The sequence below is a fragment of the Azospirillum sp. B506 genome, assembly GCF_000333595.1.
Taxonomy (GTDB): domain Bacteria; phylum Pseudomonadota; class Alphaproteobacteria; order Azospirillales; family Azospirillaceae; genus Azospirillum.
In genome coordinates this window covers 1-11,941 of sequence record NZ_BADK01000514.1, presented here as the reverse complement: position 1 = coordinate 11,941, position 11,941 = coordinate 1, and the positions used below count along the sequence as shown (strand labels likewise).

Annotated in this window: 10 protein-coding genes and 1 pseudogene; 5 read left to right on the top strand and 6 right to left on the bottom strand. The window is 65.6% G+C overall.

Going from position 1 to position 11,941, the window contains the following annotated elements:
• On the bottom strand, positions 1-357 hold a 357-nt coding region (locus tag I71_RS15475; RefSeq protein ID WP_042695744.1), incomplete at its 3' end, for a ParA family protein.
• 114 nt (positions 358-471) lie between these two features.
• Here I71_RS15475 and I71_RS15470 point away from each other — a divergent pair.
• The 3 genes from I71_RS15470 (at position 472) to leuC (ending at position 4,579) form a co-directional block, all read left to right on the top strand.
• Positions 472-1,467 carry an L-threonylcarbamoyladenylate synthase gene (locus I71_RS15470; protein ID WP_042695743.1) on the top strand — a complete coding sequence of 332 codons (996 nt, stop codon included), beginning with the start codon at positions 472-474 and terminating at the stop codon, positions 1,465-1,467.
• A 107-nt stretch (positions 1,468-1,574) separates the two neighbouring features.
• Positions 1,575-2,993, top strand: a complete 1,419-nt coding sequence (locus I71_RS15465) for an FAD-binding oxidoreductase (protein WP_042695742.1) — start codon at positions 1,575-1,577, stop codon at positions 2,991-2,993.
• A 179-nt stretch (positions 2,994-3,172) separates the two neighbouring features.
• Complete coding sequence (gene leuC, locus I71_RS15460) at positions 3,173-4,579, top strand: 3-isopropylmalate dehydratase large subunit (protein ID WP_042695741.1); 1,407 nt, start codon at positions 3,173-3,175, stop codon at positions 4,577-4,579.
• Positions 4,580-4,897: 318 nt separating this feature from the next.
• Here leuC and I71_RS37490 read toward each other — a convergent pair whose 3' ends face one another.
• The 3 genes from I71_RS37490 to I71_RS15450 form a co-directional block, all read right to left on the bottom strand.
• Complete coding sequence (locus I71_RS37490; RefSeq protein ID WP_148294250.1) at positions 4,898-5,518, bottom strand: hypothetical protein; 621 nt, start codon at positions 5,516-5,518, stop codon at positions 4,898-4,900.
• A 445-nt stretch (positions 5,519-5,963) separates the two neighbouring features.
• Positions 5,964-7,274: a branched-chain amino acid ABC transporter permease gene (locus I71_RS15455; protein ID WP_049976139.1), complete on the bottom strand. Its 1,311-nt coding sequence runs from the start codon at positions 7,272-7,274 to the stop codon at positions 5,964-5,966.
• A gap of 86 nt (positions 7,275-7,360) precedes the next feature.
• Complete coding sequence (locus I71_RS15450) at positions 7,361-8,380, bottom strand: aspartate-semialdehyde dehydrogenase (protein WP_042695740.1); 1,020 nt, start codon at positions 8,378-8,380, stop codon at positions 7,361-7,363.
• Positions 8,381-8,609: 229 nt separating this feature from the next.
• Between I71_RS15450 and I71_RS15445 the strand changes: the two genes are divergently transcribed.
• The gene (locus I71_RS15445) at positions 8,610-10,220 is read left to right on the top strand and encodes an ABC transporter substrate-binding protein (protein WP_042695739.1); all 1,611 of its coding nucleotides are present in this window, start codon (positions 8,610-8,612) and stop codon (positions 10,218-10,220) included.
• 39 nt (positions 10,221-10,259) lie between these two features.
• Here the strand turns inward: I71_RS15445 and I71_RS15440 are convergent, their stop codons facing one another.
• Positions 10,260-10,865 carry a cysteine hydrolase family protein gene (locus I71_RS15440; protein WP_042695738.1) on the bottom strand — a complete coding sequence of 202 codons (606 nt, stop codon included), beginning with the start codon at positions 10,863-10,865 and terminating at the stop codon, positions 10,260-10,262.
• Positions 10,866-10,950: 85 nt separating this feature from the next.
• On the opposite strand from I71_RS15440, the gene I71_RS15435 reads away from it, so the two are divergent.
• Positions 10,951-11,853 (top strand): LysR family transcriptional regulator, encoded by a 903-nt coding sequence (locus tag I71_RS15435; protein ID WP_042695737.1) that lies wholly within the window; start codon positions 10,951-10,953, stop codon positions 11,851-11,853.
• Here I71_RS15435 and I71_RS36005 read toward each other — a convergent pair.
• A pseudogene (locus I71_RS36005) lies at positions 11,829-11,941 on the bottom strand (tRNA pseudouridine(38-40) synthase TruA); the annotation flags it as partial. The gene I71_RS15435 and the pseudogene I71_RS36005 overlap by 25 nt on opposite strands.

Here is an 11,941-nt window from a genome sequence, read left to right as displayed (position 1 = left end):
ATCCATCGGGCTCGGCTGTACCGGCGCCACCACCAGCGTTGCGGCGCGGACGGCGATGCGGGCTTCGGTCTGGGCATGGGGCGGGCTGTCGACCACGACGATGTCGTGGCTGCGCGCCAGTTTCTCCACCTCCGCCTGGGTGCGCCAACCGGTGATCTGCACATGGGTGAAGCCGGGCTGCCCGCCGGTGGCTTCCGCCCGCACGGCGTGCCAGCGGGTCAGGCTGCCCTGCGGGTCGATGTCGACGGTGGCGACCTTGTGCCCGAGCTGCGCCCAGGCAATGGCGAGATGGGCCGCCAGCGTGGTCTTGCCGGCGCCGCCTTTCTGCTGCGCCACGGTGAAGACCTTGCCCGTCATGCCCGCACCCATCATGTTGTGTTTGGCGATTGCGCACCCCCCTCATAACCTTGGGCATGGCACCGGTGCAACCGCGCGAATTGACACCGGTGCAGCACGGGCTAGAAAGACGCCGTGACCGACCATTCCGCACCCGATAGCGGCGAGAAGCGCCCGGCGCTGATCCCGACCACCCCCGCCGGCATCGCGCAGGCGGGCGAGCTTCTGCGCGCCGGCCGTCTGGTCGCCTTCCCGACCGAGACGGTCTATGGGCTGGGCGCCGACGCCACCGACGACCGCGCCGTGGCCGCCATCTTCGCCGCCAAGGGCCGGCCGACGTTCAACCCGCTGATCGCCCATGTGCCCGATCTGGCGTCCGCCCAGTCCTGGGGCCTGTTCGACGACCGCGCCCATGATCTGGCGACGCAGTTCTGGCCCGGCCCGCTGACCATGGTGGTGCCGCGCCCGGCCAACTCCGCCCTGTCCCTGCTGGTCAGTGCCGGGCTGGACAGCATCGCCATCCGCGTGCCCGGCCACCCCGTGGCCCAGGCCATCCTGCGCGCCGCCGGCAAGCCGATCGCCGCCCCCAGCGCCAACCGCTCAGGCGCCGTCAGCCCAACCACCCCGCACCATGTTCTGGAAAGCCTGGGTGACCGGGTCGACGCCATCGTCACCGGCGGCAAATGCATGGTCGGCGTCGAATCCACCGTCATCGACCTGACCGGTCCGGAAGCGGTGCTTCTGCGCCCCGGCGCCGTGCTGCCCGACGAGATGGAGCGGCTGATCGGCCCGGTCCGCCTGTCGGCGGGCGACCCGACCGCGCCGAAATCGCCCGGCCAGCTGGAAAGCCACTACGCCCCCAACGCCGCGGTGCGCCTAAACGCCTCCTCGGCGGAGGAGGACGAGGCGTTCCTGACCTTCGGTCCCGACCGCTTCGTCTTCGGCGGCACCATGCGGCTGAACCTGAGCCTGGAAGGCGACCTGAACGAGGCGGCGGCCAACCTGTTCTCCCACCTGCGCAGCCTGGACCAGAGCGGGGCGAAGCGCATCGCCGTGATGCCGATCCCGGAGGTCGGGCTGGGCATGGCGATCAACGACCGGCTGCGCCGCGCCGCCGCCCCGCGCAGCTAAATCCTGGGGTGGCGGCAGGTCTGCGCAACAGGTGCATGGAAATGGGGCCGGCTAGATTGTAGAAGTGTCGCGCTTCACTGCGCCAACCTTCTGCCGGACTCCGTGCCATGACCACCATCGCCGCCGCTCTCGACCAGATCCGCGCCATCGTCGGCCCGTCCGGCATCCTCACCGATGCCTCCGACATGGCCCCCTACCTCGCGGAATGGCGCGGGCGCTTCAAGGGCAACAGCCCGGCGGTGGTCCGCCCGGCCAGCACCGAGGAAGTCGCGGCCGTCGTGAGGGTCTGCGCCGAGGCCGGCATCCCCATCGTCCCCCAGGGCGGCAACACCAGCCTCGTCGGCGGCTCCATCCCGTACGAGGAGGGGCGCGAGATCGTGCTGAGCCTGTCGCGCCTGAACCGCATCCGCGACATCGACACGCTGAACTACACCATGACGGTGGAGGCCGGCGTCGTGCTGACCGCCATCCAGGAGGCCGCGGCCGACGCCGACCGCCTGTTCCCGCTGAGCCTGGGGGCGGAGGGCACGGCGCAGATCGGCGGGCTGATCTCCACCAACGCCGGCGGCATCAACGTCCTGCGCTACGGCAACACCCGCGACCTCGTGCTAGGGCTTGAAGTGGTGCTGGCCGACGGCCGCGTCTGGGACGGCATGCGCCGGCTGCGCAAGAACAACACCGGCTACGACCTGAAGAACCTGTTCGTCGGTGCCGAGGGCACGCTGGGCATTGTCACCGCCGCCGTGCTGAAGCTGTTCCCGCGTCCGCGCCAGTCGATCACCGCCTTCGTCGCCGTACCCAGCCCCGCCGCCGCCATCGAGCTGCTGGCCCGCCTGCGCGCCGCCTCGGGCGACGCCGTGTCGGCCTTCGAGCTGATGTCGCGCCGCTGCCTGGATTTCGCCCTCAAGCATGTCGCCGGCACCATCGACCCGCTGTCGGAGCCGTCGCCCTGGTATGTCCTGACCGAGCTGACCGCCGGCACCCAGTCCGACGCCTTCCAGGAGACGGTGGAGACGGCGCTGGGCGAGGCGTTCGAGGCCGAACTGGCGACCGACGCCACGCTGGCCCAGTCCGACGCCCAGGCCAAGCAGCTGTGGTTCATCCGCGAGGCCATCGTCGAGGCGCAGAAGTTCGAGGGCGGCTCGATCAAGAACGACGTGTCGATCCCGGTGTCCCGCGTCGCCGAGTTCATCGAACTGGCGGAAGCGGCGGTCGCGGTGGCCTGCCCCGGCATCCGCCCGACCCCCTTTGGCCATGTCGGCGACGGCAACATCCACTTCAACCTCAGCCAGCCCGAGGGCGCCGACACCAAGGCCTATCTCGACCGCTGGGACGAGATCTGCCACGTCGTCAACGAGGTGATCTTCAAGCTCGACGGCTCGATCTCCGCCGAGCATGGCGTCGGCCGCTTCAAGAAGGACGAGATGCCGGCCATCAAGGGCCCGGTGGAGTTCGACATGCTGCGCGCCATCAAGGCGACGCTCGACCCGAAGGGCCTGCTGAACCCCGGCAAGATGTTGCCCTGACCACCCCCCACTGGCCGCCCGCCACCGGCCGCCCCAATCGGCCCCAAGTGTCATAATATTGCGGGGGACAGGCTTGCGGCGAAAGACGTATGGCCGCGCTTGTCCCCGGCGCGACACAAGGCTATGGTGCGGCCTCCGATTCTTCTGCGCCTGTCGTACCGCGAGAGAGAGTTTTTCCGATGTCCAAGCCGCGCACTCTGTTCGACAAGATCTGGGACAGCCACGTCGTGCACCGCCAGGATGACGGCACCTGCATCCTCTACATCGACCGCCATCTGGTCCATGAAGTGACCAGCCCGCAGGCGTTCGAAGGACTGCGCGTCGCCGGCCGCAAGGTGCGGCGTCCGGAAGCCACTCTCGCCGTGCCCGACCACAACGTCCCCACCACCGACCGCTCCAAGGGCATCGTCGAGGAGGAAAGCCGGATCCAGGTGGAGACGCTGGACAAGAACGCCCGCGACTTCGGCGTCCGCTATTTCCCGATGGACGACATCCGCCAGGGCATCGTCCACATCGTCGGCCCGGAACAGGGCTTCACCCTGCCCGGCGCCACCATCGTCTGCGGTGACAGCCATACCGCCACGCACGGCGCCTTCGGGGCGCTGGCCTTCGGCATCGGCACGTCGGAGGTGGAGCATGTGCTGGCCACCCAGACCCTGCTGCAGAAGCCGGCCAAGAACATGCTGATCCGCGTGGACGGCAAGGTGAATCCGGGCGTCACCGCCAAGGACATCGTGCTGGCCATCATCGGCAAGATCGGCACCGCCGGCGGCACCGGCTACGTCATCGAGTTCGCGGGCGAAGCCATCCGCGACCTGTCGATGGAAGGCCGCATGACCGTCTGCAACATGGCGATCGAAGGCGGCGCCCGCGCCGGCCTGATCGCCCCGGACGAGAAGACCTTCGCCTATGTCCAGGGCCGCGCCCTGGCCCCGAAGGCCGGCGCCTGGGAGCAGGCCGTCCAGTATTGGAAGACGCTGCCGTCGGACGAGGGCGCGGTCTATGACGCCACCGTCGTGCTGAACGCCGCCGACATCGCCCCGCAGGTCACCTGGGGCACCAGCCCGGAAGACGTGCTGCCGATCACCGCGACCGTGCCGAACCCGGCCGAGATCGCCGATGCCGGCAAGCGCGCCGCCGTCGAGCGTTCGCTGGCCTATATGGGCCTGACCCCCGGCCAGCCGCTGACCGAGGTGAAGGTCGACACCGTCTTCATCGGGTCCTGCACCAACGGCCGCATCGAAGACCTGCGCGCCGCCGCCGAGGTCGCCAAGGGACGCAAGGTGGCTGAAGGCGTGCGCGCCCTGGTGGTTCCCGGTTCGGGTCTGGTCAAGGAGCAGGCCGAGGAAGAGGGGCTGGACAAGGTCTTCACCGAAGCCGGCTTCGAGTGGCGCGAGCCGGGCTGCTCCATGTGCCTGGCGATGAATGCCGACCGTCTGGCTCCGGGCGAGCGCAGCGCCTCGACCTCCAACCGCAACTTCGAGGGCCGTCAGGGCCGCGGCGGCCGCACCCACCTCGTCAGCCCGGCGATGGCCGTGGCGGCGGCGGTGACGGGGCATCTGGCGGACGTGCGGGCGCTGGCCTGATCCTCAACTGTAGAGAAATAGAAAAAGGGGCCTGCCGCAGCTTCCAGCGGCAGGCCCTTTTCATATCGAATCTGGCCCGGCCCGAGTTATTGACATCCACAGAGCAACCGATATGTCGTGAACGGCACAGGCAGCCACTCAGATGTCTAAGACTAAGCCAATATGGCGAACGATCTCGTTGTTTTATTTGACTTTATTTATGAAAGTCCAATCAGACTCCGCCACGAGCTCGATTTGAGCGCCTGATTATTTCCGAGATTTTCATTTTTTGACGATTTTCTTTTAGGCCGTTTCGCGCTGAACCGATGAGATCCAAATTCAGTTAGAGTTGGGGTTGAAGGTGATCGTTGTCGCACCAGACAAAGCCACGTTGCTTTCCTCAGAAATAATCAAGTAAGCGATGGCCGCCGCAGCCAGAATTGGGCCAATCACTTCTGCAGCTTCGGCCAACATTTCACCAATTCCTTCGGCTACATACTCGGTAGCGGCACTTCCGAGCAGACCGTCAGTATCGGCCACCTCACCCAAAGCGTCGCTGATATCGCTGATAACGTCGACACCAAAGGACGTATTCAATAGAGCGCCAACCCCAGCTTGAACATTTTGATTGTTTGGGTTGATTGTCCACCACAACGACATCAGCGGCGCAAAGCCTCCGTCCGTCCCCTGCCCAACCCAAGTAACCGTGAAGGTTTCATTTGTATCGTTGATTGTAACAGTCAGAGTACCAGAATCGTCAGATGGATAATCGCCACCCTGCGCCGCAGTAACATTTATCTGGGTGCTCTGCCCCGCCGGAACGACAGACCAATACTGACCATTTACGTCATTGTTTTGGAAGTTCGTATACCATATTTGATATGCGCCAGAAAAAGTGATGGTGATGCTTGAGCTCAGGTTGTTAACGAAAGTAACCGCAGCAACGCAACTTCCAGCCATCTTTATTTCCTCGCTTTGGGGTGTGGTTACAAAAATTAATAGTTGCATTGAAGATATAATTTTCAGAAATTACGATAATGTTTGACATATAAATCGTCAATGGGTGGTTTATAAATTCTTCTTTATATCATAATTTGATTCTTTTGGTAATTTTCTGCTGATAATTGACTGTATTTCATGTTTTGCAATTTTGTTGCCGGATTTGACATTCCAGGGGTGCAAGTGGACATCGCCCAACCTGCGAGATCTGATCCAAAATCTCTGAAAGTCTGCTTGAGAAGAAACTCAATTGAATAAATTATCTATGATTTAAAGTAATAGACAGTATTTTGCAAAACAATAATAATTTTGAGCGGCGTGATCGCAGTGATCTTCACCACAGGACCGACCTTATGGAGAAACAATATTTCGGGACAACCCATGATGACATGATATTCTTCACCCCTTAGTCCCCTCTTCCCCGCGCCTGCCCCAAAAGCCCTTGCGGCCGGTAGATCAGGAACAGCGTCAATAGCCCGAAGGCTACGATGTCCTTGTAGGCGAGGGCGAAATAGGCCGACCAGAAGGTCTCCACCAGCCCCAGCAGGGCGCCGCCGAGCATTGCCCCCGGCACCGAGCCGATGCCGCCGACCACCGCCGCCGCCAGCGCCTTGAAGCCGATCAGGTAGCCGGTGAAGAAGTTCACTCCGCCATAATAGAGCGCGATCACCGCACCCGCCGCCGCGGCCAGCCCGCCGCCGATGGCGAAGGTCGCCGCCACCGTGCGGTTGACGTCCACCCCGACCAGCTCCGCCGCCGAGATGTCGTCGGTACAAGCCCGATGCGCCCGGCCGAAGGCGGTGCGCCGCATGACTCCCCACAAGGCCGCGTAAAGCCCGCCGGTCAGCGCCAGGATCGCCAACTGCGCCGTCAGCGCCGTTACCGTGAAGGCGCCGTCGCTCAACAGGTCGTAGCGGCCGGTCAGCACCGGCGCCGGCCACCAGTCGCGGGCGCCATGCAGCAGCCGCACCCCCTCCTGATAGGCGATGGACAGCCCGACCGCGACGATCAGCGGCGTATGGCCGCGCACACCGCGCAGGCGGCGGAAGACCAGCCGGTCCATCGTCCAGCCCTGCACCGCGGTGAAGCCGATCACCAGCACCAGCATGCCGAGCAGGGCCGGCGGCCATGTCGCCCAGCCGGCCATGCCGAGCCCGGCCGCCGCCATCGCCGTCACCATGGCGCCGACCATGGTCAGTTCCCCCATCGCCAGATTGATCTGGCCGAGGATGGCATAGACCAGGGTGTAGCCCAGGGCGAGCAACCCATAGACGCAGGCGACGGTGGCGGCGTTGATGATTTGCTGGGCCAGGAACAGGAGAGGCGTCCAGCGCGTCGGCTGCGGCCTTTCCATATCCACAACGCCGCCGACGGCATCGCGCGGCGGCTTTATGCGCAGCCATTGTTGGAGCATGGCGAAACGGATGTCGGTCAGCCAGCCGCTGCGGTCGGTCGCCACCGCCACCAGGGTGCGCCGGCCTTCCTCCATCGACGTGCCGGCGAAGCGGCAGGCGATCCAATGGGACTGGTTGCCGCTGCGGTAATCGACGCGCAGGACCCGCCTATCCTCGGAATAGCTGCGGGTGGACAGCTCGGTGACGGGAGCCGCTTCGAAGGCGGGGATCAGTTTCCGGCACAGCACATCCTGGTCGGCATCGACGCCGCACCCGGTGAGCATCAGCAGGACGAGGCACAACAGCGGCAGGATGCGGAGCACGGAACCGCCCGGTCAGGTGGGACGGTCCAGCCTACCGACAATTTGGAAGGGTGGGAAGCGCCGGCAATTTGCTCCCCACCGTTCCTTCACTCCACCATGTAGTCGCGCACCAGAAGCTCCGCGATCTGCACGGCGTTCAACGCCGCGCCCTTGCGCAGGTTATCGGCAACGCACCAGAAGGACAGGCCGTTCTCAACGGTGATGTCTTCGCGGATGCGGCTGACGAAGACCGGGTTGTCGCCGGCGACCTCCACCGGGGTGACATAGCCCTCACCGCTCTGCTGGTCGACCACCGACACGCCTGGAGCGGCGCGCAGGACGATGCGGGCCTCATCCGCGGTGATCGGCTCCTCCGTCTCGATGTTGATCGACAGGGCATGGCCGATGAAGGTCGGCACGCGGACGCAGGTGGCGGCGACCTTGATCTTCGGATCGAGGATCTTCTTGGTCTCCACCGTCATCTTCCACTCTTCCCTGGTGGAGCCGTCCTCCATGAAGGCGTCGATCTGCGGGATGACGTTGAAGGCGATCTGCTTGGGGAAGACGCTCTTGGCGACGGGATCGTTGACGAAGATGGCACGGGTCTGGGTGAACAGCTCGTCCATCGCTTCCTTGCCGGCGCCCGACACCGACTGGTAGGTCGAGACCACGACGCGGCGAATCCTGAAGCGCTCATGCAGCGGCTTCAACGCCACCACCATCTGGATGGTGGCACCGTTGGGATTGGCGATGATACCACGCTTGCGATAGCCGGCCAGCGCCTCCGGATTCACCTCCGGCACCACCAGCGGCACGTCGGGGTCCATGCGGAAGTGGGAGGTGTTGTCGATCACCATGGCACCGGCCGCTGCAGCGCGCGGCACATGGACGGCCGAGACCTTGGCATCGGGCGACGACAGCACGATGTCCACGCCATGGAAGTCGAACTTGTTGAGATCCTGGACCTTGAGGATCTCGTCCTCGCCATAGGACACCTCCTGCCCGATCGACTTTTCGGAGGCCAAAGCGATGACCTTGTCGGCCGGGAACGTCCGCTCGGCCAGCGTTTGCAGGATCTCGCGCCCGACATTGCCGGTGGCGCCGATGACCGCGACGGTGTAGCCCATGACGGTGGTTTCCTTCTGCCGAATGTCCGCGAAAACAAGAATGGTGCCGGGGGGGCGATAGGAGCTAGGCGCTTTCCCTGCGAATTGCAACCCGTCCCACATCAAAGCTGCCCTCCGGCCGGCCCCACCAGCCGGGTTGACAGGCCATGGACGGCGGCGGGAAGATTCCGTCCCTCAACAGTGCCCGCCCTCAACAGCGCCCGAATGGGCCTCCAGGGAGACTTCACGGATGACCAGCTTCAAGCGCGGCCTTATTGCGCAGACTGTTCTTGGTGCCGCCGCTCTCGCCCTCGCCGGTTTCGCCGCCCCTGCCCTCGCCGACACGCCGAAGGACGCGCTGGTGATGGCGTGGCAGTTCGACGACATCGTCAGCCTCGACCCCGGCGAGATCTTCGAGCTGTCGGGCGCCGAATACAGCGCCCAGGTCTATGACCGCCTCGTCCATTTCGACGTCAACGACGTCAGCAAGATCGAGGGCGAGGCCGCCGAAAGCTGGACCGTGTCGCCCGACGGCAAGACCTTCACCTTCAAGATCCGCGACGGCATCGCCTTCCATTCCGGCAACCCGATGACGGCCGAGGATGTGGCGTGGTCCTTCTCCCGCGCGGTCAAGATGAACAAGGGGCCGGCCTTCATCCTGACCCAGTTCGGCCTGACGCCCGAGAACGTCGACCAGATGGTGCGCGCCACCGATCCGAAGACGCTGGTCTTCACCACCGACAAGGTCTATGCGCCGACCTTCGTGCTGTACTGCCTGACTGCCGACGTCGCTTCCATCGTCGATTCCAAGCTGGTGAAGAGCAAGGAGAAGGACGGCGATTTCGGTGCCGGCTGGCTGAAGACCAACTCCGCCGGCTCCGGCCCCTTCATCCTCAAGCAGTGGAAGGCGAGCGAGCTGCTGACCTTCGACGCCAACCCGAAATACTGGCGCGGGGCGCCGAAGCTGAAGCGCGTGCTGATCCGCCACATCCCGGAACCGGCGACCCAGCGCCTGCTGCTGGAAAAGGGCGACGTCGATGTTGCGCGCAACCTGAAGCCGGAGCAGTTCGAGCCGCTGAAGTCCAGCGACGCCATCCGCTTGGTCCAGGCGCCGAAGGGCACGCTGTGGTATCTCAGCCTGAACCAGAAGAACGCCGCCCTGGCCAAGCCCGAGGTGCGCGAAGCCTTCAAGTATCTGGTCGATTACGACGCCATGGCCGGTTCCATCATGAACGGCATCGGCGCCGTCCATCAGGCCTTCCTGCCCAAGGGCTTCCTGGGGGCCGTCAACGACAACCCCTACAAGTACGATCCGGCCAAGGCGAAGGAGCTGCTGGCGAAGGCCGGCTATCCCGACGGCTTCACCGTCAGCATGGATGTCCGCAACACCAACCCGACCCAGGACATGGCCCAGGCGATCCAGGCCAGCGCCGCCAAGGCCGGCGTGAAGATCGAGATCGTCCCCGGCGACGGCAAGCAGGTGCTGACCAAGTACCGCGCCCGCAACCACGAGCTGATGATCCAGCAGTGGGGGGCCGATTACCAGGACCCGAACTCCAACGCCGACACCTTCGCTTCCAACCCGGACAACAGCGACAACGCCAAGTCCAAGCCGCTGGCCTGGCGCAACGCCTGGGACATTCCGGAACTGACCAAGAAGACCGCCGCCGCAATCGAGGAGCGCGACAGCGCCAAGCGCGCCCAGATGTACGAGGAGCTGCAACGCGCGGTCCTGGCCGACTCGCCCTTCGTCATCATGTTCCAGCAGACCGAGATGATCGCCGAGCGCAAGAGCGTCAACGGCCTCGTCTGGGGTCCGAGCTTCGACACCAACTTCTACTGGAAGGCCGAGAAGAAGTAAGGGTGCGGGGGGCGCAAACCGCCCCCCTTCCCCTCTCCCTCACCCCCAGGCCCGCACATCCTCCACCACCACGGCGAGGCTGTCCGACAGACCGGTCAGCACGCCACGCTGGATGTCGGCGGCCGGCACCACACCGCCCTTGCCGTCCGGCAGGTCACGGGTGGCGGTGGCCGACGCCACGACCGTCACCCGCCAGCCATGATCCACCGCCGACCGCGCGGTGCTGCTGACGCAGTTGTGGGTCATGAAGCCGGCGACGATCATCTCTGTCCGCCCGCTGTCGCGGGCCACCGCCTGCAAGTCGGTCCCGGCGAAGGCGTTGGCGAGTTTCTTGACGATCACCGGCTCGCCGGCGTGCGGGGCGACCGCCGGAACGATCTCGGCCAGAGGCCCGGTGGGGTCGAAAACCGGCGCGCCCGCCGCGGTGTGGTGGACGATGTGGATCACCGGCACGCCGTTGGTCCGGGCGAGGGCCAGCAGTTCCTCCGCCCGCTCCACCGCCGCATCGACACCCGACAGACGCAGGGCGCCCTCGGTGTATTCGCGCTGAAGGTCGATCAGCACCAGCACCGCCTTGTCCAAGGGAGCGGGAATGGCCGGCGCCCCGACGATCTGGCGCAGGGTCCGGGCGGAAGGAGTTGTCATCGGGGAATGCTCCGCTGTCGCTCAAGGTTGATGGAGGCGATGCTGCCCCGTTCACCAATGGACGGCCATCCACTATCCTTGCACGATGACCGTTCAAAAATTCACAGGTCCGCTCGACTGGGACGATTTGCGCGTCTTCCTGGAGCTGGCGCGGGCCGGCAGCCTGTCGGCAGCGGCGCGTGCCTTGCGGCTGAGCCATGCCACGGTCGGCCGGCGGCTGGCGGCGCTGGAAGCCGCGCTCGGCCGCAGCCTGATGGAGCGGCGGCCCGATGGCTATGTGCTCACCGAAGAGGGCGAAAGCGTCCGCACGCTCGCCGAGGCGATGGACGAGCGGGCGCAGGCGATCCGCCGCCGCGAGGGAGATGCGGCGGGCCTCAGCGGCACCGTGCGGCTGACCATGACCCAGGCGCTGGCCGACCTCTTCCTGATCCCCCGGCTGGGACCGCTGCGGGCGGCCCATCCCGCCCTGGATCTGGAGATCGTCGTCGACAACCGGACCCTCAGCCTCGCCCGGCGGGAGGCCGATCTGGCGATCCGGCTGGCGCGACCGCAGCGCGGCGATCTGGTCGGGCGGCGGCTGGCGACGTTGGGCTATGGGCTGTATGCCGCACCGGACGCCCCCGACACGCTGATCGCCTACGACGAATCGATGGCGGAACTGCCGGAAGCCTTGTGGCTGGACCGCCATGGCGGCGGCCGGCGCGTCGCCTTCCGCTCCAACAGCGTGCAGGGTCAGCTTGCGGCGGCGGTCGCCGGCTTCGGCACCGCCTTCCTGCCCTGCATGCTGGCGGACGGCGTGCCGGGACTGGAGCGCCGCCCGCTTTCCGGCCCGCCGCTAATCCGCGAGGCGTGGCTATTGGTCCACCGCGACCGCCGCGAGGTGCCGCGGGTACGGGCGGTGATCGAGCATCTGGTAGCGATCTTCACTGCCGAACGTACGCGGCTGGAGGGAACCGACGTCCCTCAGTACCGCGCCGCCATGAAATAGAGCCCGTCCGGCGGGCAGGTCGGCCCGGCCTTGGCGCGGTCGCGGGCTTCCAGCGCGCGGCGGACATCATCGGGGGTCCATTTGCCGG